This is a genomic window from Bythopirellula polymerisocia, from assembly GCF_007860015.1.
Lineage (GTDB): Bacteria > Planctomycetota > Planctomycetia > Pirellulales > Lacipirellulaceae > Bythopirellula > Bythopirellula polymerisocia.
Window position 1 is genome coordinate 189,162 of sequence record NZ_SJPS01000005.1, and the last position, 23,888, is coordinate 213,049.

Consider the following 23,888-nt stretch of genomic DNA (forward strand, 5'->3'; position numbering starts at 1 on the left):
GTTAGGTTACGAGCGGCCTCCTCTTCAGATTCGGGTCTGGAATCTCAGCTTAGGGCGCCACGTACTATCTCAGACATGCCACAAAATCAGCAGAATCGGACTAGTCTGATGCCGCTTTCGGTGGGCCGAAGTGATCGTTAGACTTGACCAAGAGAGTTTCTCGGGTCTCCCATCACGCTGTTGAAAGTCCCATGCCAGAAGTCTGGTTGCGTTCAAATCGAAGAGTCATTGCCCTGGGACTGCTCCCCGTAGCCCTGCTGTCTGTGGCTGGTGTACTTCTTTATGTGAAAGCCGAGAGTTCTCTGCTGGCAATTGTCGCATTTGGATTTCTTGCTCTGAGCGGGCTGCTCTTGTTCGTTATTATGAAACAACTCTTCTCACCTCGCGTTGCATATAGCGAGGGCTATGTGCTTTTCTATTTGAAGGCTGGCCCACCCATTGCTGTTCCTGTACATGTAGTTGAGGCTTTCTTCCTAGGACAGGGTCCTGCACATCTACCACTAGTTCCTGCTGATAGCCGATTAGCTATCAACCTGGTAGCTCGCCTATCTCAAAAGGAAACTCAATGGGCCGAAGTTGAGGTGAAGCCGGCGCTCGGTCGTTGGAGCGAGGGTTATGTCAGCATCAGAGGTAGCTGGTGTGAGCCGCTGACGGGCGATCTGATTCGCCGACTCAATCGACGATTAGGAGAAGTCTCTCGCGAACAAAGCGCAGTAGCGGAGGCTACGCGATGAGTCGCCTTGACGAAATTATTGGTAGAGGGCGGCGTCCGAGACTACTTGTAAGCGTCCGGGACGAATCGGAGTTGGAGGATGCAATCTCGGGTGGAGCCGATTGGATAGATTTTAAGGAGCCCGACGAAGGAGCCTTGGGTCCTGTGTCTGTCGAAATGGCAAGTCGCATGGTGGAAGCCATCAACGAAAGAACGCCGATCTCAGCCGCTCTAGGCGAGCTAGTAGATTGGCAAAATTCTCCTTCGCAAAGAATATTGACAGTGCAGGGAATTGGCGTTGTGAAGTTGGGTTTGGCCGGTCTTGCCTCAGAAAGAAATTGGGAAGCGATGTGGCTAGACTTCAATCAGCATGCATTTGATCAAGGAAAGCAATTGGCAGCAGTAGTCTACGCAGACTGGCAGCGTGCAGTTGCTCCACAGCCCGATGCTGTACTGGCTATGGCGATTCGAGCTGGGGCTAAGTATGTGCTAATAGACACTTGGGATAAGAAGTCCTGTTCGACGATGTCATGTTTCTCACCAGGAGAATTGGAGCAATTCGTAAGCCAGATCAATCGCTCAGGCATGGCAACAGTCCTGGCGGGTAGCCTGCAATTGGCAGATGTTCCCTCAGCGACAGAAATGGGAGCCGATATAATCGCAGTGCGGGGTGCTGCATGTGAAGGATTGCGTACCAATAAGATTAATCCAGATTCAGTACGAGCAATCCGAGAGGCGCTTGATTTAGCAACATCTGCTGACTTTACTGTGACCATAGACCAATAGGAGAATTCAACTAGTAGACGAAAGTATCATAAAACGGTATCAATCCGAACCTCCGATGTCCAAGCATGAAAAAATGCTTGACTAATTGTGGAAATCAGCGATACTCGTGGGCTGTACGACCAGTTTGTTCGGGGGATTAGAAGCAAGCGGTTTTCAGCAATGTTGTTGTGAATCAACTACGCCTTTCTTATCAAGCCTTTCAACGAATCGGTTAGGATAGTTCGTTTCTGTGTTCAAATGAGGATCGGATCGTGCAAAAATCTGTTTTGGAAGCAATCAGAGAGGGCGTCTGGGATTTTGAACCGAAATCAGTCAAAGAAGACTGCTTTGATCCCACGGGTGCCATGCCGGGAACGCGAGAGAAGCTGTCCATATTGGCCGAACGTGTTGAGTCAGGATTGCCCCTCTGGCATGGTAGCGATCGCACGGAATATGATGACGAGCGTTGAGGGCCGGTAACCTTTACGACGCTGATCGCGATAAGATTTTGGACTAACTGCAACGGAGAGGTTTCTGTGCCAAAGTTACACTTGGAGATTCCCCACACACTTCCACAAAATGAGGCACAAGATCGGCTTGAACGATTTGCCGAGTCACTCCATGGCCGCTTTGGTGACCAAGCCAAGGACGTGACTCAGTCCTGGACGGACAATGTGTTGTCTTTCGGTTTCAAGACTTTTGGAATGAGGATCGATGGCAAGATAGGTGTCGAGCCCGACAAACTGGTCGTGAGCGGTGACCTGCCTATTGCTGCGATGATGTTCAAGGGTAAGATCGAATCCGAGATACAGCAGCAGCTTGAGCGGCTTGTTCGGGTGTGAAATTCAACGCTTTGCTAATTCGTTCAAGTTGGCTACTCATCACCTGTAGATAGTAGTAACTTGCCACTTTCTATTCGGTAGCCAACGCCAACTTGTGTGATCAGCTCTTGCAATAGCGTTGATAGATCGGCATCGACTACTTCACAAGAGATAAGCCGCTGTCGCGGGTCTGCAGGAGAATCGAGCAGCCCCTCTTCCCAGACGACTTCTAACTGGACTTGCCGGGCGATCGCAGTGATCACTTTCCCGAAGGGTTCGTTTTCCAATTTCAAACTGAATACCTGACGGGCACGACCAGCTTGACGATTCTGTCCACGTGATGATTTTCCAGCAAGGAGTTCGGAGAAACGAACGTGGTCCTCCCATCGACCTGTCGCGGTCAGTCCTTCACCTTGCCGCTCGATGTGAAACTGAGGTGATTCACGGCTCAATTGGGCGATGGCTGCTCGCGATTTCTGCCCGGCTTCATATGTGAGTGTGATGTTCACCGGCCGTGGGATTTGTACGACCGTGCATTTGTCTCCAGTTGGTGAGATTTGACAGGTCAGATCAAAACCGGCCAAGAGCAGGACGACCCGCTCGACCAGAGGCAAGGGTGGCAGCTTCTTCGCCGCCCACAGATCGTGCTCGATCAATTCAGAAAGATGGAGCGTGATTCCTTGATCGTTGAGCCATTCAGTAAGCAATGATCTCGGTTGGCTTAGCCGCGGCCAGCTAATAGGACTGGTGCGCATCCATAGGACTCTCTTAGCGGTTGATAACCCCTCAACGGACTGCTTCGCCAGTTCAAGAAGCGTGGCAATCTCTCTAGCGGCATCTCGTGGCCCGACATAGCAGATGTTTCCCAAGGGAGACCAACCCAGCGAGTTTAGTTTAGTTAGTCGATCGAGGACCTCAGTAAGAGGAACGTCATTGAACTGCAAGTCCACGGTCCGCTGAATATCTACGCGGCGATCCACCCAGAATGGAATTCCTTGAGAAGCGGCCAAGCGCTCTAGAACGACTCCTAAGGATTGCCCCTTCCAGACGGCAGAAACAGGTGCATTGAGGCGAAAATACCATTGACCAGTAGGAGGAGCCAAATGTTCTGCGCCTTCGATTCGGCTATGGTCCAATGAGATCAGCACCACAAGAAACCCGACTCGCCACCCGCGCAGCAAGAATCTACAAAAATTGCAAGCAAATTTTCGCAAATATTTTTCCCTCTGCTGGGATTGAATTGCGGATATAGCGATTGCCCCCCTTTCCATATTCTACTCGCCCACGTGAATCTGCGGAAACTGCAACACAAATTCGTTGAGAAAAAATGACTAGTAATTAAACTGAAATAGTAGGGCGGTAATTACACTCTTCTGAAGCAATACCGCACTGCACTGGATCGTTCTTCTGGTAGTCGTCGAGCTGGAGTGCTCGATTTGGGGACAAATTTCTGGGAAGGCTAGTTCTGTCTTTTCCGAAAATAAGGGATATCTCTTCTCATGAGTCAAAATTTCACCCAGCGGCCTTTGCTCATCTACCACTACGAGCGGTATCAGATCGATCAAAACATCGGTTCTTATATCCGCAGCGTCTCTTCCAGCTATACCACAGGAGGATTGGAACGTTTGCTAGCTGGCGGAGAGATTGCCGTCCGACGGGGAGCCGTTTTGGCACTCGGGCGACTGGCGGACTATCGCTCCAACTCGTCAGTGGGAAGAGCCCTCGTAGACAAAGATCGCGGTGTGCGAACGCTGGCCGAAACGGCCATCCAACAGCTCTGGATGAGAATCGGCACTTCGACCCAACAGCGGCACTTGGTGGCGATCGGTGAACAGCTTGACGACAAGGAATTTGAACGTGCCGCCCAACTTGCGACGGCATTGGTTGAAGATGCACCCTGGGTTTCCCAGGCCTGGTACTACCGTGGCAAGGCATTTCTGCAATTGGGACAATACGAAGCCGCCAGCCGCGACTGCCATCAAGCTTTGGAAGTCAACGCGTTTCATTTCCTGGCTGCTTCGACCATGGGACAAACTTATTTGCAAATGAACGACTCGATCTCGGCGCTGGATTCATTCCGCCGGGCTTTGCGACTGAATCCAAATATGGAAGAAGTCCGCGCCCAGGTCATCCATCTGCAGCGCACTCTGCGAGACAAAAGCTGAGCAGTTGTAGCCTCACTCATTCGAAGCCCGCCTAGCGACGGCGGGTTGCACAGAGCCAACCATCTTTGCTCACTTCTGCGCACCGTGGCAGGGGTTTTGTCACGGTCTTTTCGTAGAAATCTTTTTTTACAAAACAAAACTCCCTCTTTTTCTATTAGTCATGCTCGCTTCAACTCATTGGCAGGTCAGGACTTGTGTTGCATCCGACTCTCTAGGTTTATGTGAGTTTTGTAACACAAAACTATGGCTCCTCGTGACAAAAAGAAATCGCTTCGCGCAATTGAAGGCCAGGCGCTCTACCGACGGATCTCTAGCCCAGTCGCTGCGAGCGAGGTGGCTACCTGAGCTAGAGTGGAAAGGGTTCAATTGTCAAAGATCTGCGCAGCACGAACGTGGGCCACGGCAACTTGTGCAAGGCCGATTCTAACAAAACGCGCGGCCAAAAACTTGCGCAAAGTTGCGACAAAGTGTAGGAACAGATAGAACCTTCACACACGCCTGTATCGCCCAGGTTTCGGGAGCCACGACAATGCAATCAACCCTGCACGGGCAGTACTCCGATTAACCTTTTAAGAATGAATCTTCTTCTACAGAGCCGGTCGGGAGCCTTGTTCGAAAACGACTCTCTTCCCCTTTGTTTCCCTGCAGGACGTCCCCCTCTTCGTTGCGGAGTGAAACCGTCAGTTGCCGTGCATGTTGGTCGATTCCAAGGCTTAACATCGATAGGTTTCCTGTGGTAGTGGGAGGTGATGGACAGCATCCCTCAGCGAGAGGATAACCGCTATTTTTTCAAGACTTTTTCATATGATGTCACGGAACCGTGCTAGCTGCAGTTATCGTTAGCGGATTCGCACACTTCCGCAGATAGCTTGTTCTTCCCAACGGAGTTGGGTTTTCCAACTTCCGCAACTCGAGAAGCTCTCAATAGTGCAGCAGACCTTTGGGCGTCTGCAGTTTCTGACGCTCGCTCGCACTACACCTCCTCGGGATCGAAGTTTGTGAATCAGGCCGTCTAGAAATTTTTCGCGAAGAAAGCCGAAGCAGTGCTTTGGCGGGGGACAGCGTAGATTTTGGACCTGCCGAGCGTCCTTGATATTCAGTATGGTGTCGGTTGGGTGGGCAGGAAAGTCGTGTCGCAATCAGCCGGGATTTGCTAGACTATTTGGACGGTTAGTCAGTTCATGGTGTGCCGGAGAACACCTTTCAATTCCTACATAGGCTTATTCGCCAACCAGGTTGCTGAATTCATGAAGTACTTTGCATACGGCTCAAACTGCAACCACGCAGTCATGGAGAAGAAGGGAGTCCGCTTCAGTTCTTGTCAACACGCCGTGTTGCCAGGGTACCGACTTCTATTCAACAAGAAGGCAATGCGGGAAAATCTGCCGCCTGACATCGGTTTTGCCAACATCAACGAGGACCCAACCGGTACTGTCGAAGGTATACTATACGACATCGTTGACGATCATCTCGCGCTCTTGGACGAATCGGAACGATATCCAGATCACTACACGCGAATCGCAATCACGGTCCAAACAAAGGATAAATTGGTGCCGTGCACTACTTACCAAGCTCTTCCGGACAAGATCGCTAGCGGCCTCAAACCGTCTCGGAATTATCTGAATCATATCCTGTCGGCAAAAGACTTTCTCTCGCGGCAATACTTTGAGGCACTAAACAAGTCTCAAACCTATCTCGGCGAATGTGCCTGCTGCCTGAGGAAACAAGAGGTCGTATTTATCAAGGAGGAAGATCGGCTGCATATGCTCTGTCAGCCTTGTCGCGAGGCGCGCTTGATGTGGGGAGAGACCCGTGGGCGCAGACTGACCGTAGCAGAAACAGAAGCTATCATGCAACAGCTAGTAAAGGGCAGTTCTGGATTTCCGTCGATCCAAAAACTGATCGAAGAAGCCATCGCGGCGAAAATCATCGATCCGTAGTCAGCGACTAGACAGGTGCGCAAAGTTGCTTTGGCGGCCGCGCTTGCGCCTTGTGATGACAGTGCCTGCGTTAGACGCTGCGAAGAGATTCCAGCGTGCGTCGGTCTAGCTCCGAGATCAGAAGCACCCGAGCGTGTCACGAACGCCGGCTGCCGAAACGAACGAGGTGGTTTAGACTATTGCGAGTTTACCATTTTCCTTTGTGCTCGCGGTTGCATCTCTCTAAGCTTCTAAGGGTTTCTGCAAACTCGCAGAGGTGTCGAAATTCGAAGACGACCTCTGCACATAGCCCAAATTGCAAAGCTGCTGAGAGTGGTCCATCCTCGGGCAGTTTGGAAATCCGTGAACTGCGGTAGGTCGATTGGAGCAAAGTAGGTTTCGCTTGCGACCCTTCACGGCTTGACTGGGTGCAATCGTCGAACGTCACACGCCCGAACCGGAACCCCGAAAAACGGTGGCTTGTTGACCACTGACATGTATCAATGAGTTCTTGCCCCGCCGCCGTTATCCGAACACTTGCTCCAACTGTTCTTCAGTGAGCCACCCTTCGGATACCTCTTCGGCATCTTTGGAATCAATGAATCCAAAGTCGACTTCCTCAGTGCCCCCTCCCCGCGGGAGAAAAGTGTCATCCGCAAACATGGAATCGTAGCTAATTTCCTGTTCCCATGGGGACTCGGTGAGGGGAACTAATTGGGGCTCGCCACTTTCCTCGAACAGATTCAGCGCCATGGCGGCATCGATGGCAGCCTGGTAGCTCGTTAAGGGGTCTTCCGTAGTACTCGCAAGCAGTGATACCGATTCGACCGGTTCGCCAACAGCTAACGTCGCGACCATTGGCGGGACAGTTCCGTATTGCAGCTGCCATACGTCGAGGTCGTCGCCATCGACGTCCAGGTCGTTGTCCGCGTCCCCATCAGTCTTTGCGGCGGGCGATGTGCCCAAACCGCGCTGCCAAGCCAGAAAATCGCGGCCATCGACGTCGCCGTCTCCATCGAAATCGGCAGAGGCCGCAATTGGTTGCACTTCGAACGCTCCGATGTCGATGCGGCCATTTTGCACACGACCATAGTTGTCACCGCGCTGATCGAAGAGGGGTACGTTGCCGACGCCGGGAGAGGCGGCTATGTCCCCCATATCGATGGCCGGGCTGCCAGGCAAGAGCGCGTGGGTTTCGGTCGGGCCGCCATTGTCCTGTAGCGCACCGAGCATCGGGTCGCCGCCAATCAGATTGAACGTATTTGTATTCAGAGAGCCAAAAACGTCCGCATCGCTGCCAGCTATGTTCCCTGCCACAATGGTGTGAGTGACATTCGCATTTCCATTGTTAGAGATTCCGCCGCCTTCGTCGATCGCTGAGTTGCCCGAGATAGTGCTGCTGGTGACAGTCACCGTGCCACTGCTGTGATTCCAGATGCCGCCGCCATACTCCGCCAAGTTGCCCGAGATGGTACTGCTGGTGACATTCGCCATACCACTGTTGAAGATGCCACCACCGCGGCTTGATGGGACGGAGCTTCCTGAGATGGTGCTGTCAGTAACAGTCAGCGTGCCCGTGTTGTAGATGGCGCCGCCGCCGCTGGTCGCGGAGCTTCCTGAGATGGTGCTGCTAGTAACATTAACCGTCCCACCGTCACTATTATGGATGGCGCCACCGCGGTTATCATTGCCACCTGTGAGAGTGAGGCCGCTGATGGCGACCGTGGCGCTGTCGAAGATTCTTATGACGCGCGACATGCCCTGGGCGTCGATCGTGAGCACGTCTGCCCCGAGGCCCGCGAGTGTGACATCGCTGGAGATTACAAGTTCTCCGTGGACGAGAAAGATCGTGCTCCCGGTAAGTGCGGCGTCAAATGTAATCGTGTCGGTACCTAGACCGCCGGCGGCGAGATCGACCGCCTCGCGCAAGCTCAAATCGCTGGCGCTGTAGTCGCCATCGTTCTCATCGATGTTCGTGTCGACGACTAAGCTTAATCCGGGCAACGTCTGACGCTCGTAGGCACCGATGTCGATTCCTGTGCCCACGGCCGCCAGATCGTCAAACACCCGTACAAACGGCGCCCCGCGCTGATCGAACTCCGCGGGATTGGGAACGATGCTGGGATTGCCCGCGTCGATTGCCGGACTGCCTACCATCAGGGCGTGGGTGAGCGTGGATCCGCCGTTATTGGCAAGCAGGCCGAGCTGGGGAGCTTGATTGAGAATGTTTCCTGATCCGGTACCGGCGAAGATGCCCGAGCCGGTAGTATCGCCAATGAGGCTGAAATTGACGTTGAGAAAGCTGCTGGAATCGGGCTTCAAATCAGGTCCCTGGCCGACGGCCGTGTTTCCGGCGACGATCGAGTTGGCAATCGTCAGCGTTGGGTTGTTGGAAGAGTCATATGAGTAGACCCCGCCCCCCCACCCCGCTGCCGAGTTCCCCGTCACCGTACTGCTGGTGAGCGTCACAGCGCCGTAAAGCGTGAAGATGCCGCCGCCATCGGCAAAAGTTCCCGTGGTGCTGTTGCCGCTGACCGTGCTGCCCGTGAGTATCACAGCGCCGGTATTCGTGAAGATGCCGCCGCCATTGGCACCAATTCCCGTGGTAATGTTTCCGCTGACGGTGCTGCCCGTAAGCGTCACGGCGCCCTGAAACGTGCGGATGCCGCCGCCATTGGCAAGAGCACCCGCGGTGCTGTTTCCGCTGACGGTACTGTCGGTGAGCGTCACAGCGCCGCCATACGTGCGGATGCCGCCGCCATTGGCATTAGAACCCGTGGTGCTGTTTCCGCTAACGGTGCTGCTGTTAAGTGTTAGCGTGCTGTTGGAGCCAAAAAGGATTCCGCCGCCATCTTCGAATTCTCCGATGGTCCGGCCGCCGGTGATCGTCAGCCCGGAGAGCGTCAAGTCGCCCGGGTTTGTGGAGAATCTGATCACCCGCGACTGCATATTGGCATCGATCGTCACGTTGGCGGCGAGCGCCGTGGCGTCGATCGTAAGTGTGTCCGTGATAAGCAGCTCCGTTCCACCGAGGGTGATTGTCTGACCGGAAAGGGTCGCAGCGAAGAGAATTGTGTTGGCCCCGATGCTGCCGTTTGCCAGTCCCACGGCTTCGCGCAAGCTGAGGTTGCCCGCGCTGTAGACGCCGTCGTTCTCGTCGACATTGGTATCGACTGTCAGATTCAGACCGGCTACGAACTGCCGCTCATACGCCCCGATGTCGACGCGAAAGCCGGGGATGGTCGGATTGTTAACGACGCGAATGAAAGGTGCGCCTCGCTGATCGAACAGAAACACACTGGGACCAACGTCCGGATCGCCTGCGTCGATTGCCGGACTGCCTACCATCAGGGCGTGGGTGAGCGTGGATCCGCCGTTATCGGCCAGCGGGCCGAGCAGGGCCGATTGATTGAGAATATTGCCTGTTCCGGTGCCAACAGTAATACCCGAGTCGGTCGTATCGCCAATAAGACTGAAATCGACGACGAGCGTGCTGTCGGGATCGGGCATCAAATCGGGTCCCGCACCGATGGCCGTGTTTCCGGCGACGATCGAATTGGCAATCGTCAGCGTTGGGTTGGTGGCGAAGCCTCGAATGAAGACCCCGCCCCCGAACCCGTAGGTTGAATTCCCTGTCACCGTGCTACTGGTGAGAGTCACAGCGCCTTCAGTGGTGCCGATGCCGCCGCCACTGTCGCTGCTGTTGCCGCTGACGGTGCTGTCCGTGAGCATCACATCGCCATGTCTCGTGTAGATGCCGCCGCCACTTCTACCGCTGCTGTTGCCGCTGACGGTGCTGCCGGTGAGCGTCACGGCGCCGCTAAACGTACCGATGCCGCCGCCACTGAAAAAAGATTCTGTGGCACTGTTGTCGCTGACGGTGCTGCGGGTGAGCGTCACGGCGCCGGAATTCGTGTGGATGCCGCCGCCGTACGTATCGTTGCCATACGAGTGATTGTCGCTGACGGTGCTGCGGGTGAGCGTCACGGCGCCGGAATTCGTGTGGATGCCGCCGCCGCCGTTACCGCTGCTGTTGCCGCTGACGGTGCTGCCGGTGAGCGTCACATCGCCGAATCTCGTGTAGATGCCGCCGCTATCGGCAGAATTGCCCGTGGTGCTGTTGCCGCTGACAGTGCTGCCAGTGAGCGTCACGGCGCCGGAATACGTGAGGATGCCGCCGCCATCGGCAAAAAAACCCGCGGTGCTGTTGCCACTGACGGTGCTGTCCATAAGCGTCACGGCGCCGGAAGCCGTGAAGATGCCGCCGCCATGGGCAGCCGAACCTGTGGTGCTATTGCCGCTGACGGTGCTGTTGGTGAGCGTCACAGCGCCGGAAATCGCGTAGATGCCGCTGCCACGGGCATTAGAACCCGCGGTGCTGTTGCCGCTAACGATGCTGTCGGTGAGCGTCACAGCGCCGGAACCCGAGAAGATGCCGCCGCCAGAGGCATCAGCATCTGTGGTGCTATTGCCGCTGACGGTGCAGTTGTTAAGTGTTAGTGTTAGCGTGCTTATGTATTCGAAGCGGATGTGGATGCCGCCGCCACCTCCGGTAAAATCGCCGTCAATCGTCCGGCCACCGGTAAGGTTGAGCCCGGCCAGCGTGAAGTCGCCGGTGGCGGCGTTGATGTGGAGTACCCGCGACTGCATATTGCCGTCGATCGTCACGTTGGCGTCGAGCGCCGTGGCGTCGATCGTGAGTGCTTCGCTGATCTCTAGTTCCGTGCCGCCGAGTGTGATCGTCTGGCCGCTGAGACTGGCGTCGAAGGTAATCGTATCAGCGAGGGGATTCAGGTTGGCCCAGAAAACAGCCTCACGCAGCGCCAGATTACCGATCGTGAAATCCCCATCGAATAGATCGCTCACCGTATCCACAACCAGGCCCTGGGCAGGAAATCCATAATGCAATTCAAACGCCCCCATGTCGATGCGGCTGAAAAACACCCGCACAAACGGCGCTCCTCGCTGGTCAAACTCTGCGAAATTGAGGGCGATGCCCGGATCGCCCGCATCAATCGCTAGGCTGCCAGCCAGCAGCGCGTGGGTCTGGGTAGGTCCGCCATTGTTGGCAATTGGACCGAGCAGCGGATCGATGATGCCGGCGCCTGCTGCGCTACCGATAAGATTGCCGCTGGCGTCCGGCGCTTGTGCCTCGGCGAGGCCTGTCCCGGCTCGATCGCCGATGAGACTGAAATTGACCGCAAAAATGCCGGTGCCGGGCCGTATATCAGGGCTGCCGCCGCCGGCCGTGTTGCCGGCCACGATGGAATTCGTGATGGTGACCGGGTCATCAAGGTTCCAGAGTCCTCCGGCGGTGGCACTTACGCCGTTCGCGTGGTTGTCGGTGATCGTACTGTGCATCAGCGTGACGGCACCCTTGGAGTAAATCCCGCCACCATCGGCAAGCAGCCCCGCCGTACTGTTTCCGCTGACGGTGCTGCTGGCAAGAGTCACGGCGCCCTGGGAGTAAATCGCTCCGCCATCGGATCGATCCCCCGTCGTGCTATTCCCACTGATGGTGCTGCTGGTGAGCGTGACGGTGGAGCCTCGGAAGTGAATCCCGCCGCCATCGGCGCCGAACCCCGCCGTGCTATTTCCGCTGAGCGTGCTGCTGGTGAGTGTCACCACGCCGGAAGAGGTGTAGATGCCGCCGCCATGTGCATAGTTCCCCGCCGTACTGTTTCCGCTGAGGGTGCTGCTTATGAGCGAGACGGAACCCAAGGAGAAAATTCCGCCGCCTCGGGCGAGAGTCCCGGCTGTGCTGTTTCCGCTGAGGATGCTACTAGCAAGAGTTAACGCGCCGTCTGAGAGAAAGCGGATACCGCCGCCAGCATGCGTGAGGTCTGCGGAGTTTAGATTGTCACCGGTCGTCCGACCACCGGTGAGCGAGAGCCCGTCAAGTGTAACGTTGCCGGCGCCGACCGTGATGTTGAAAATCCGCGACAGCCCGTTTGCGTCGATCGTCACGTTCTGGGGTAGCGACCTGGCGTCAATCGTGAGTGCCTCGGTGATATCCAGGTCCCCTCTGCTGAGGGTGATCGTCTGTGGTGTGGCGAAGAGCGATGCATCGAAAATAATCGTATCGGCAAAGAATCCAGCCTCCGAACCATCGACGCTGATGTCGAGATTAGCGGCATAAATCGCTTCGCGGAGCGTCACCCCGTCGCCAACAATAAGATCGTCGGTCAGCGACGTGACCGTAATGAACGATAACATCCGCCGGTCTTCGAGCGATTCGATCCGCAAGCGCCGATCGTGGCGAGGGGAAGTCTTCGTACGAGAACTTCGCTCACGTCGAAACCACTCAAAACGTCGCATCCGGGACATGGGGAATGTCCTTCCATGCAAGTCAAGCAGGCTAAAGAAGACATCGCAGCAATAGGCTGCTAAGAAAACAGGAACCTGGTCGACAGGGGGAAAAAGCGCGGCCAAGGTCAGCAATTCGCGAGAATCACAAGGCTCAATCGGGACGTAAATCGTCTCTCAGCAAAGCCGATTTAAAAAACCTCAACTCTCTGAGTCTAGCCACCTGGGAGGGGAATACAAGCATTTCGTATGAAATCTCTACTTTGAGGGCGAATATCAAGAAATAGGGCGTCGGCACTAATCATTATGCGTGGAAACCGCAACGCCCATCTTGTTAGCCGCGATGCGCAGCGCGTCTACGTTGCCCCGCGATAAACTCCGGTCACATACGTTCCCGGCTCGCCATCTTTCTGACTAGCCTCTCACAAATCCATTGGACTTCTTCCCACATGAGCAACCCTACGGTGAATTAGACCGCCATCTTGTGCCGCGGCGGTAGCATTACGAGGATTGCGATTGGAATGATCAACCACAGCGAGCTTGGCTCGGGAACGGCAGCCGAGCTTGCTGACCGATGACCTACCGACCGGAGTCACCAAGGCAGGTCACCAAACGACGCAGGTATCGAGACCGCTGCTGTTAACGGCATTCGGTTCGAGATGGCGGATGCATCAGCCGCCAGCTCGAAGAGGTTCTTCCAATGCGCGGAGGTGTCTAGATCTGAGACACACCTCAGTGACTTAGCTCCACCCGAAACTCGCAGCGAGTGGTCCATCGAATGGCACTAGCTTAAGGATCACACGCACCGTGCTAGCGTCCCGTTTTTCGATTGAATCGTAGCTGGCACCCGTGGCTGATCTCCTCCGGAGGGCTTAAGCTAGTGACATTCAGTGGTCCATCCGCTGCAGATTAGACTTGCCTCCACTTGAAGGCGGGTGTTCACGCTGCCGCAGCTTTGCGACATGCGATTCGATACTACAAGGTCATCTAGTACCGTCAGCAATCAGGGCCAAGGCGGCTATTGGCGGACACAATTTATTGCACTACGTAAGCCGTCTGCGGCAAACGCCAAGCCTCGGCTCAGGGCCTAGGATTTCATTCCATCTCAACCAAGCAGCTGAGCTGGTTTTTTAACAACCAGGCCTGCTCAAGCCTTCTGACCCAGATTGGCCTACGTTGCTGACGTCTTGTTGGCTCAGCCTCTTAACTTCGGTCGCACTTTGATCGACATGAGCGGCACGAAGCGCGTCGGCGAACGGCAGCGATTGCCATCGTCGCCATCATAATGCCGAACGTACTTGGTTCCGGGACGCTCAAGGCAATTTGACTGACATTCGCGATGCCCTCGCTTGTAAAACTCAAGCCGCTCACAAAAGGTGGGTGAATGTCCGGGTCAACCATTTCACCGACATCGATTCCGCGAAGGAAGAACTGAGATGCTCCCAATGCGTCGATTGACGTAAAGTCAAATACGCTGCCCGCCATCAGATCGTAGGTGACGCCATCAAATTCCAGCTGAAACAGTTTGTCGCCATTCGGCAGCACGTGAGGGATCGTAAAGCTGGCGAATCGACTCCCTTCGACTCTGTATTCATAACCATGCGCGAAGACTGGATCGAAGTATAGCGTGTTGCCAATTCCATAGTCCTGCATAACAGGAATTGTGAACTGAAATGTGCCTGATTGCTGCCCCGTTTGTGGCGGGAACGGGTTCATGACGGACAATCCGGGCAGCCCGTCCCTACCCCACGTAACGGCAAATTGAAGCGAATCTTGTGGGGTCAAGGCGTGAGCGACGACTCCAAACCCTGCACTCAGCAAGAGCCGATGTTCAATGCTGCTCCCTAATGGAATTGTTAAGAATCCAGTGCCTTCGCTGATATTAACTAGACCACCATTAGAATCCACATCGATGGATGCATCCCCTCCTTGCCCTGTGAATGCGTAAGCGATATTCAAGGTTTCGTCGCCAACCTCGGTTTGCCAATTTACACCGCCGGTGCCACCAAAGGCATTTGAACCCAAGGAAACGGGAGTGGGTCCAACTGAGACTTCAGCTCTGCTGAAACTCGAAAATACGCCCGACCGAAAGTCTGGAGGCACGTTGACATAGGTGGCGGAAACAGCACTGGCAGTGCTCCCGCCCTGTATCGCAGTCGACACTGATCTTGCAACTCCAACCGGCGAGGTTGCGAAAACATTCGAGCTATCAATGAATGTGACGTTCTCAGGGATTCCTTGATAGTGAACCTCTGCACGGGTGAACGCCCCGATCTCCCACGTTCCGCCCGCTGCAGTTCCGACATCTGCTATTGCAACCATCAGGACGATAAGCGCGCACAGTAAACCGAGGCTGATAGCGCGGATCGAAACTGCTGAATCACTCGATAGGACACCGGCGAGTAAACCATTCGAGCAGACCTGGCCGATCCGCTCCTCAGCAGATAAAACCTGGTATTGAATACGTGACATGGAAACGTCTCCTTGAGCAGGCGAAAATGACAATCTAATTGATCCAACAATATCACACGCGCGCGTTGGTGCCAACGATCGCGTTACCCAGCCGAAACGGCCCCTTCGTTCGAAGGGGCCTCTCAATGAAGATAGACAATGATTACCCATACTTAGCCCTACTTCTCCAGTCAGCCGAGCTAGCTTTCTCACCAGCCCGGCCCCTTTTCGTACATAATCACTGAGGCAGACTTCGCTTCCTGCGAAATCGCATTGCCGCCGCCAGCCCAAACGCGAACAGTAACGCGCTGCTTGGTTCTGGAACTGTCGTTACACTTAGCTGAACACTGTCAAATGCGGTTTGGGGTTGACTACTATAGAAGTTGACCGACAGTTCTTGGCCGATAAACGACGAACCTGTGCTGTCAAATAGAAGTTGCACTTGCTGGAAGCTACCTTCTAAACCTGTCCCGGAAACTGACGCCAATATATTTCCCCCTGCCCGTAAGTCCGCAGTGAATTCTGTTCCGACCGTTGCCCCAAATCCAATTGGGTGGCCAACAATGAAAAGAAGCTTGTAGCTCGAATTGGCCAACAAGTTGACGTCAAGCGATTGAGTTGCCTCGGCCGGAATCCCAGGCTCTAAACTATTAGTCAAATAGCCAACGTTGTTGCCATCGGGAGCCGGCACATTCCAAAACGCATTGCCGTTGATATTCCAAGTGCCACCGGTGCCAAGAGTAAAGTTCCACCCATTCCAGTCAACAACATCCACTCCGTCGGTCAACGATGGATCCTCGAAACTGTGATTAACGATAGTAATTAAAGCCCCATTCGCAGCTGGAATGTGCATTATACTTCCGACACATATGGACGCCGCGAATCCGAACAAAATGCGTTTCATGGTTCTCTCTCCGTTGTTGTTGCCGAACGTTGGCGATCCAGCGCCGCATTCCGGAGGAGGGGACACTGTGTTACGTCACGCAAGCCGTCTGCGGCAGGCACCAAGCATGGTGATGCAAGCCAGCGTGGCCATTGCGACCGAACTGGGTTCGGGCACGTTCACCTCGATCTTGAAATCGTCGAAGAAATTTTTCCCGCCGGTGCCGGCAAACAGACCATCTTCGAGTTGCCAATAGATATTCGTGAAGTCGTTCATCGCCTGCCCCATGGCGGTGCCGGCGGGTACAACATTCGTCCATGTATTGGCTGAGACGTCGAAATAGTCCATCGAGAAGGTGTCGGCCGTCAGGTCAAGGTCAAATTGAACGCCATCCCAGTTCGTTTGGTCGGCGATGAATGCGGTTGAGTTCCAAGAGCTGGAAGGACCGTCACGCCAAGTGACCGCGTTGTCGCGGGCGTAGCCCCACTCGAGACCTATGTTGCCCCCGCTATCGACTAACGACATCAAGAACTTGTCTTTGGACGTACCGTCCGGGCTCGGAGTATCTCCCGGGTTGGGGCAGAAATAGAAACCAAACTGCAGTGGTCCAGTCGTCACACTGGCAGGGGCGATGCCCCCGAAGTCGAACGTGTCGAGTTCGTAGTTGTAAACCAGCGGACCTGTGACGCCCAACGGGGTGTCGTTGCGGATCGCCAAGCTGCTGCCATCGGTGCGTCCTGGTCCGTGGTTGCCGACGATGTAAGCCCCCAATGCATTTGTGGTCGGGTTTACATAGGGAGGCGCTCCCGAAATGTAATTTGCCCGATCAACGACGGTGCTGAAGTAGCCGCCCACGGAACTTGTTACCGACCAAAGCCCCGAGTCAGCGGTGATCTGTGTGGGTCCGGGGCCCCCGCCTGCATTGACTCCATACTGCCCAGCATTGTAATAGCTAACGTCGCCATAGACGAAACCCGATTGAACGTTGTAGCCATCGCTGGGAGCGAAGCTACCGAGGTAAGCGTTTGCTGGCGTTGACAGCCAGGACGCGGCAAGGAAAGTTGCGATGATAATGGTGTACTTCATTAGATCAGACTCCTGTTAAGGTATGACTCGAAAAATGGACTAACGCTCCAGACATTAGTGCGACATTCGCTGCTGTTTTTGTTCGTTCTCCAATCAATGTGGATAGTTAAAAATAGGTGATCGTTGCGCGGCCCAAAAAATAGTGTCGTTTCGTTTTTCTGCAAGCGCGATCTATCTCTTGCGTTTAAGTTCGCTATTGCCGCCTACGCCGTTGAAGCACTAGAGCGATCGCAGGAGCGAGACCGAGCGATATGGCTGACGGTTCGGGCACGGCGTTGTCTGATGCAAATTGCAGGTCCAGCCCGATGCTCGCGAGGCTGTCGCCATTGGCAAGTTGGATGCTGGTGACGGACATCGTGTCACTGAATAGCGAGGCAGCGTAACCAAGGTGCGACTGGGCCAATGTTACGAGCGACAATTGCAGATAGCCGTAACCACTGTCAATGTTAAGCGGCACGGCAAGGACTTGGTCGATCCTGCGTCCTGGCCGCCCATTCCCGGTAAAGCTTGAGTAGAAGGCCGCCTCCGACAGGTACTGTTGCTCCGGGATGCCATCGGTTTCGGAGTATATACTTACCCCGGCATACTGATCGGAGATGCGGCCGCCCAGGGGAGTCGTCGACTCGATGAAAAGTTCTCCTTCGAGGTGCCAAAACATCAGCAGTTGTCCTGTCCAGGGCTCTCCATCCTGGTAGGTAGCCGTGACTTCGTCTAAGTACTGCATTTGCGCGGCGGCAGATGCAGGCGATCCCGAGCTACCGACGCTGATTGAATGCGTTTGGTCGACTTCTTGGAGGGCGGTGGCCGAGGCGCCGAAGACATGAGGGCTCACTGCCGAGAGACGCCCGGTTGTCGTTTCTTTGATGACCTGCGTGGGAATTCCCATCACATTCGTGGTGTACCCACTCAATACTTGCCGAACGATGGTCGTGGCCGGGAAGCTGTTGATGTCAAACGTCTCCTCATTGGGAGGCACCGGCGGAACGTCGGAGTTGGTGGAACTCAAGCTGAATGCACCGAAGAGTGAAGCGTTGGCGTTTGTCGCGGGTAGCAGGCACGTCAGTGCCAAACAAGCGGCGCAGTAGAAAGTTGAACTATGAAAAGAGGAAAGGGACACGGAGAGTGCTTTCTGCGGGGGGCTACGGCCGACGTGGTGACTCAACAAGAGATACAACTGCGTACCACGTCGACGTGTTCAATAAGTGCTGGTCCATGAGCGATGCTCCTAGCTAGCCTCAAACGTGGAATGTTCCACATATCTAATTGTTGGGGCAGCTCCAACAGGCTGCAATCCCCGAAAACACGGGGGTTCAATACCGACGTTGCAGTAGGACCAACGCCTAGCGATACAGATATTACCCAGCTGAACCAAGAGCGATGGGAAGTCCTCAACGGTTCTTCACTTGCTTTAGAGAGAGGTTCATCCGGGAGCATAAAAAGCGTCGCCGTGAAATGACAACGAAGTCGACGGCTGAGCCCTATTCGGCCTCACTTGCCAATGAAATGAGAGAGCAGTTCCGCTCGGCTACGTACCGAGTGCTTTCGGTAAATCGCTTTCACATAGTCGCCGATAGTGTGGTGGCTAAGCCCCATTTTGCATGCGATTGATTTGATGCTGTCGCCACCGAGCAAGAATACCAACACTTCCCGTTCGCGGGGCGCGAGTTTTATCACTTTCGAATTCGGCGGCTGCACCGATCTGAAACTGTGTAACCAATTCACTTGGCCCACGATCGAGTGAACGATCATGTTATCTCGTTCGTCAAAATCCAGACGCTGCGAACTTCGATAGAATGCGAAGAAATTCACTATGGTTTCTCCGACGGGGTAGCCTGACAGCAGGAGATGGCTTATACCAATCGGTTTCCAAGTCTCCATGAACTGCTTTCGTTCGGCGACCGTCTTCAGAATGCCTTGGTGATGCGTGACATGTCGTTCCGAGCAACTTTCAATGGCCCGAGTCTCGGCGAAACGAAAGCGGGGATCGCTCATAATGCTATCGAAGGCCGCGGGTTTCTCCTCCGACTCCCAGCCGCCATCGACGGTATGGGTTGTCATCGCATCCCCGAGGATCGCACGACTGTTGATCGCAATGGACCAAACCCAAAAATCCGCTCGCACAAGACGGGCAAGGCCGGCTAATAGCGCTCGTCTGCAACTCTCGATGGACGTCTCACACGTGGGATTCCCAGCAGCGGAAACGAGTGCGATCATCTCCTCGACGGTCGCTAAGGGTAGATGGCTCATGCGATTTCTAATTGATGGAAGTCTTTTTCCTAGTTGGGCGATCGGTCTAGAGTCAACAACGGCTGTGGTAGTGATCTGCAACAATTGCCACAGGCCGCTTGTGAAGCGGAATTCAGCGCTGCCGCGACTAGCCTTCTGCCGTAAAACTTTGCATACGACGCTAAAGGTAGTCGTAATATTATCACCGTCTTATTTTTCCACAGTACGACGGCTTGGCAACGGTCGCCGGCCTACCTGCTCACGAGCGACGGCATGCTACTTATAACAACAGCCGAGCCACCAAGTTCCCCAGGATTACCCCGGCGACCGATGGCTGGCGGATCAGATCAGTCCCGCCTCGCCGGGGAGCCCGTATCACGATTTGGCCGACGCCGCTTGCATTATGCGTTTGCCTGCGACTTCAGTCGGATCAGCTTATCACGACCCCAAGTTTCCAGCCTCTACCGCCTCCAAAGCCTTTTTGATCGCAGCCGCCTCGCTCATTCCAAAGAATCCATTTCCGCAATTTGCTCGGTACAGGTAGCAAGCCCACAGGTCGACGTCCTTGCGGCCAGTCTCACTCAGCTCCACATTGAATCCCTGAGATTCCATCATTTCGATTCTTGTGCTGTTTTCCATCGCTTCGTTCTCCTTGTTGCCGGGATTCACACGTCAACCCTATCTGTACAAATGGTCACACACAAGCCCCAGGATGCTTGTCATTCGCTATCTTGTGTGGTGGCAAAGAGTCGTCACACGCGGTTACCTTGCGTGGTGAGGTCATTCTGAGAGACTTCCGTTTGCGTCCGTTTCTACCGAAAGTTTGGCACTCCGACGCGTCCTGCGGAGGTAGGATTCGCGTGCAGTGTCGCACCTCCGAAAATGCAGCGGCACCCGCTTGGCCTGGTACTTCCAAGCGGACTTCGTAACAAGAATGCCCGCCACGCCAGTTTAGGAGCAACGAAAGTACACATTTCGAAACTGCCCTCGGTGAAAGCTAGCAAAGGTACGCTATGGAATGAAGATTTTATAGCAGGATCTCTAGACAAGTGGGGAGGGAGTTCGGCTATGATGCGAGAAGCCTCAAGCTTGGAATCGTTTCAGGTTGATCCCCACAGGGAGATCTCTTCCAGAACACCACACGAAGAAAATGTGAAGCCACCAATCGGTTGGCATTCTGGCGCAGATAAGGTTCGAAATTCGGATGCAAAGTGGCTTCACTGGAGCTTAAGAATGTGTCCTCAGATCGCGTCGCATCGTCTTTGCAGATGTGTGTTGCACCGTCGTTGTTGGATTCTCTCCTTGCTGGCCGTGGGAACGGTGCTGGCCCTTCCACCACAAAAATCCCGGGCACTTACTGGCGAAGCGTTTACGCACGTCGTGGCGGCAGACTTTTTCGCCCCGACTCCCGATGAGTCGGCGGATGGGCCCGTAACCTTTGAATCCGGCATCGTCGAGTTGGCGAGCTTTCAGGCTGCCTCGTCGAATGTCTTCACCAATTGGGCTGGTTGCTGCTACAGTCCCGCGGAAGAAGGGCATTGGAGTGGCAACGCCCAAGCTGATTTGAGCGTGGAAGTTTTCCAGAGAGGCCCAGGTCGCGAAGGCACAGTCGTCATAGGGAGCGTGTTATACGATGCCGTGATTAGCGCGGTACGCACTGACAACTTCGGCAGCGGGACCACGGGTGCCTGGATGAATCACTTCGGTGAAGCCACGGTTAGTGTCAGCACCAAATTGGGCGGCATGTGGGGCTATGATATTGTCCAAGATAACGTTCTCGGAAACGGTGTCCCAGAAGTAACCTACGATGTTTCCCCTCCCGGCTACATCCCTCCCCGGGAGTCTGCGGCGGCATCGGCAAGAACGTCGTATCCCAATGGATATTACCCGGCCCCTTTAATTGTTTACGACGGCTCATTGACGGATACTACCTCGCTGGGTTTTTCATTCGTCGAAGAAGACCCCTGGAAGATCTTTCACAACAAAGCAGGCATTGATGTGGCACAGGACAGCTGGAATTTCTCTGCTTCCTACACGCCCCTCAATAGCCATGGCGATTGGGTCGATCCTGCTGACCTCGCCGCTGAATTGGGATTCGATTCCTTCAATTGGGAGAGTCGCGTACTCTCCGTGCCCGGCAGTTGGGCTCATAATAGCATCTTGAACGATGTGACCTACAACGAGTCAGGCGCGCCGGAAGTTCATTTTGACACTGCCAACGGCCAGTGGCGAAACAATGCCGATGATTCGCCCGTGAACGGTGTCGCGACCGGAACCCCTATGATAAATTTGCCTCCCAAAAGCCCTTTGGCCAGCACCAGCACCTTTGTCTACGAGACAGCCGACGGGCAAGTCGGCTGGTGGGATCCACGTCCCGAAGTGACAGGCATTGCGCACGATGCATCGCCACTCTATTACGGGATCGGCGAAGCTCCCCTACCTTTTGGCGCATCGATCGGTTACTCAGACTACAAGGGGCAACCTGTTGACGCCTTCTTACCGGGTGAGTCGTTGCTGCTGGAGACCGAGTTGGTAGGGGTCCTCCCCAGCGGAGGCATCGTACCATCAGGTTAGCGTTTTGTTTACCGTACCGATGTTGAACTGACTGATACAGGCTGGGCTGGGCAGTTCCTTTCTGTCGGCACATTTTATCTTGCCGATGGCAGTTCCCCGGATCTGAATGGCGACGGCAGTGTCAACGGTGCGGACTTTCTCGCCTGGCAGCGAGGCTTGGGCAGTACTTTTACCGCAGACGATCTGGATGCTTGGGCCTATGGCTATGCTATCGGTTCTGCCGGCGCGTTGAGTGCAGCTTCAACCGTCCCCGAGCCTGCAGCAACTTCAGCCGCCTTGGTCATCGGCTTGCAGATGCTAATTCACCGTCGTCTCCTCCAACGAGTTCGCCCGGCATGAACTGGTGACTATAAATGCGGCTATCTTAAGTGGATGATATAGACTTCATTGGACGAGGTGTCCCATTGATCACTTCTTCGTTTCACGGCAAATTGGAGCCTCGACGAGAGTAAAGACAACAATCTCCTCACCCGTTAGCGTACTGATGTCGTGGTGTAAGCTGATTGGTTTGATGCCAGTGATACCTTGTATCACTGCCTCCAAGGCAGACCGAGCCGTTTCGATGAGTTGAATCCGAACCTGTTTGAGCAGGTCTCTCCCCTTTTCAGGGGGCAGCGTTTTCACCAGATGCTGCTCCGCGGCAGTCAAAACTCCCGTGAGGCGCACGACAAGTAGATCGCCAAGCAAATGGGCTCGGATGTCTTTTGGGCCGCGTCCCATGTACTCCTGCTCGAAATGGGAAACCCCATCACATACGGCAGCTTCGATCTCGCCACGTGTCTCCATTGAATTACCGATTTTCAAAATAAGTGTTAAAGGCAACGACTAGCCCCGCGAGGCACCAAATCGTGGGCATTCAAGAGCAAGAAGCCTTTTAGCCAATATTATTATAGTCCTTAGGCGGGTCGAAGGGGATTGCTCTTCAATAGGAATGTCGTAGGATGCGCCAAAAGGAACTTTAGATTGCTGCCAGCGGGACGATTCTTTTGGGCGGCAAACAAGTTTCCAAGAGTAGTTTTCGGATGACTAAATAAAGGGCAATCCACAAGTTGTGGAGGGCTCGGTAACAAGTAAGCCGACGTGGCGGAATACCTTCGGGTGTTCCGCCACGTCGGTTTTTTTTGTGATTATGTGCAGGTTGATAAGCTCCGTGTGAACACCTAATCGCTAGTTGAGTGAAAGATACTCGAACACCTGCAAGGACAAATCGCATGAATGAATCCGAAACCGTGATGGCACAAAAGATTGCCCAGGTGGCACTCGCGTTCCAGACGGAAAGAACGGGCCATGCGCCTGCTTCGGTCAACGTGGTCTTAAACGAGGATACTCTGGTGATCACACTGCACGACGCGTTGACGCCGGCCGAAAAGGCCCTGACGCTAAGTGCCGAGGGAGCAGCCAAGGTGCAAGAGTTTCATCGGCAACTGTTTCAAACTTCGGCTGAGGCCCTACAAACGGAAATTAAAAGAATTACGGGTCGGGATGTGCGTGAGGCAGTCGCCGAAGTCGAGCCTGCGACTGGGACCGTCGTGCATGCCTTTACTACCGGGAACGTTGTACAAGTATTCTTGCTTACCACGAACAGTGGATCTGCAGTTGGTATTGAGAGTTAATCAAGTATTCATTCGTAACCCAGGAGTTTCGCCATGCTGGTTTTGACTCGAAAGTGCCAGGAATCCTTGGTGGTCGGTGAGACGCATGGTTTTGAGAAAGAGCTCAAAATCACGGTGCTGGACGTTCGCAATGGCAGAGTGAAATTGGGCTTTGAGGCCAGCCATGAGGTGCCAATTCATCGGGCGGAACTATGGGAACGTATCCACGAAGAAGAAAGGTTACTTGATCCCGATCCACGCGTTCCAGAATCAGGAAATCGACTGTCTTATGCCGAGCTACCGAACGAAGGTCTGATCTCCGGGTCAGATTATTAAGTCCACAACGAAGTAATTAAAAAGTTCGTCACTGACTAAGCGAGAGCAACCA

20 protein-coding genes are annotated in these 23,888 nt (G+C 54.5%); 10 read left to right on the top strand and 10 right to left on the bottom strand.

The window, feature by feature from the left end:
• The first annotated feature begins 191 nt into the window (after positions 1-191).
• The 4 genes from Pla144_RS16645 (at position 192) to Pla144_RS16660 (ending at position 2,319) form a co-directional block, all read left to right on the top strand.
• The gene (locus tag Pla144_RS16645) at positions 192-734 is read left to right on the top strand and encodes a hypothetical protein (protein WP_146451830.1); all 543 of its coding nucleotides are present in this window, start codon (positions 192-194) and stop codon (positions 732-734) included.
• Positions 731-1,498 carry a (5-formylfuran-3-yl)methyl phosphate synthase gene (locus Pla144_RS16650; protein WP_146451831.1) on the top strand — a complete coding sequence of 256 codons (768 nt, stop codon included), beginning with the start codon at positions 731-733 and terminating at the stop codon, positions 1,496-1,498. The genes Pla144_RS16645 and Pla144_RS16650 overlap by 4 nt, the downstream gene beginning before the upstream one ends.
• A 251-nt stretch (positions 1,499-1,749) precedes the next feature.
• Positions 1,750-1,947 (top strand): hypothetical protein, encoded by a 198-nt coding sequence (locus Pla144_RS16655; protein ID WP_146451832.1) that lies wholly within the window; start codon positions 1,750-1,752, stop codon positions 1,945-1,947.
• A gap of 66 nt (positions 1,948-2,013) precedes the next feature.
• A complete protein-coding gene (locus Pla144_RS16660) occupies positions 2,014-2,319 on the top strand; it encodes a polyhydroxyalkanoic acid system family protein (protein ID WP_197530756.1) in 306 nt (101 codons plus the stop codon).
• A 32-nt stretch (positions 2,320-2,351) separates the two neighbouring features.
• Here Pla144_RS16660 and Pla144_RS16665 read toward each other — a convergent pair whose 3' ends face one another.
• On the bottom strand, positions 2,352-3,512 hold the full coding sequence (locus Pla144_RS16665; RefSeq protein WP_146451834.1) for an STN domain-containing protein: 1,161 nt from the start codon (positions 3,510-3,512) through the stop codon (positions 2,352-2,354).
• 285 nt (positions 3,513-3,797) lie between these two features.
• Between Pla144_RS16665 and Pla144_RS16670 the strand changes: the two genes are divergently transcribed.
• Positions 3,798-4,463, top strand: coding sequence for a tetratricopeptide repeat protein (locus Pla144_RS16670; RefSeq protein WP_146451835.1), 666 nt, complete (start codon positions 3,798-3,800; stop codon positions 4,461-4,463).
• 561 nt (positions 4,464-5,024) lie between these two features.
• On the opposite strand, the gene Pla144_RS24670 is transcribed toward Pla144_RS16670, so the two are convergent.
• Positions 5,025-5,183 (bottom strand): hypothetical protein, encoded by a 159-nt coding sequence (locus tag Pla144_RS24670; protein WP_197530757.1) that lies wholly within the window; start codon positions 5,181-5,183, stop codon positions 5,025-5,027.
• A gap of 527 nt (positions 5,184-5,710) precedes the next feature.
• On the opposite strand from Pla144_RS24670, the gene Pla144_RS16675 reads away from it, so the two are divergent.
• Complete coding sequence (locus Pla144_RS16675) at positions 5,711-6,403, top strand: gamma-glutamylcyclotransferase family protein (protein WP_197530758.1); 693 nt, start codon at positions 5,711-5,713, stop codon at positions 6,401-6,403.
• 504 nt (positions 6,404-6,907) lie between these two features.
• On the opposite strand, the gene Pla144_RS16680 is transcribed toward Pla144_RS16675, so the two are convergent.
• The 7 genes from Pla144_RS16680 to Pla144_RS16710 form a co-directional block, all read right to left on the bottom strand.
• Positions 6,908-12,709, bottom strand: a complete 5,802-nt coding sequence (locus Pla144_RS16680) for a choice-of-anchor Q domain-containing protein (protein ID WP_146451837.1) — start codon at positions 12,707-12,709, stop codon at positions 6,908-6,910.
• Positions 12,710-13,891: 1,182 nt separating this feature from the next.
• On the bottom strand, positions 13,892-15,160 hold the full coding sequence (locus Pla144_RS16685; protein WP_146451838.1) for a hypothetical protein: 1,269 nt from the start codon (positions 15,158-15,160) through the stop codon (positions 13,892-13,894).
• 217 nt (positions 15,161-15,377) lie between these two features.
• Positions 15,378-16,043 (bottom strand): PEP-CTERM sorting domain-containing protein, encoded by a 666-nt coding sequence (locus tag Pla144_RS16690; protein WP_146451839.1) that lies wholly within the window; start codon positions 16,041-16,043, stop codon positions 15,378-15,380.
• Between the two features lie 75 nt (positions 16,044-16,118).
• Positions 16,119-17,108, bottom strand: a complete 990-nt coding sequence (locus Pla144_RS16695) for a hypothetical protein (RefSeq protein WP_146451840.1) — start codon at positions 17,106-17,108, stop codon at positions 16,119-16,121.
• 193 nt (positions 17,109-17,301) lie between these two features.
• Positions 17,302-18,225, bottom strand: coding sequence for a hypothetical protein (locus Pla144_RS16700; RefSeq protein ID WP_146451841.1), 924 nt, complete (start codon positions 18,223-18,225; stop codon positions 17,302-17,304).
• Positions 18,226-18,596: 371 nt separating this feature from the next.
• On the bottom strand, positions 18,597-19,355 hold the full coding sequence (locus Pla144_RS16705; protein WP_197530759.1) for a helix-turn-helix domain-containing protein: 759 nt from the start codon (positions 19,353-19,355) through the stop codon (positions 18,597-18,599).
• 417 nt (positions 19,356-19,772) lie between these two features.
• Positions 19,773-19,973, bottom strand: a complete 201-nt coding sequence (locus Pla144_RS16710; protein ID WP_146451842.1) for a hypothetical protein — start codon at positions 19,971-19,973, stop codon at positions 19,773-19,775.
• A gap of 594 nt (positions 19,974-20,567) precedes the next feature.
• Between Pla144_RS16710 and Pla144_RS16715 the strand changes: the two genes are divergently transcribed.
• Together Pla144_RS16715 and Pla144_RS16720 are read left to right on the top strand one after the other, a co-directional pair.
• The gene (locus tag Pla144_RS16715) at positions 20,568-21,908 is read left to right on the top strand and encodes a hypothetical protein (protein WP_146451843.1); all 1,341 of its coding nucleotides are present in this window, start codon (positions 20,568-20,570) and stop codon (positions 21,906-21,908) included.
• Between the two features lie 156 nt (positions 21,909-22,064).
• Positions 22,065-22,247 carry a hypothetical protein gene (locus Pla144_RS16720; protein ID WP_146451844.1) on the top strand — a complete coding sequence of 61 codons (183 nt, stop codon included), beginning with the start codon at positions 22,065-22,067 and terminating at the stop codon, positions 22,245-22,247.
• 69 nt (positions 22,248-22,316) lie between these two features.
• Here the strand turns inward: Pla144_RS16720 and Pla144_RS16725 are convergent, their stop codons facing one another.
• A complete protein-coding gene (locus tag Pla144_RS16725; RefSeq protein ID WP_146451845.1) occupies positions 22,317-22,694 on the bottom strand; it encodes a DUF2294 domain-containing protein in 378 nt (125 codons plus the stop codon).
• Between the two features lie 425 nt (positions 22,695-23,119).
• On the opposite strand from Pla144_RS16725, the gene Pla144_RS16730 reads away from it, so the two are divergent.
• The gene (locus Pla144_RS16730) at positions 23,120-23,521 is read left to right on the top strand and encodes a DUF2294 domain-containing protein (protein ID WP_146451846.1); all 402 of its coding nucleotides are present in this window, start codon (positions 23,120-23,122) and stop codon (positions 23,519-23,521) included.
• Positions 23,522-23,554: 33 nt separating this feature from the next.
• Complete coding sequence (locus Pla144_RS16735; protein WP_146451847.1) at positions 23,555-23,836, top strand: carbon storage regulator; 282 nt, start codon at positions 23,555-23,557, stop codon at positions 23,834-23,836.
• Positions 23,837-23,888: the final 52 nt, after the last annotated feature.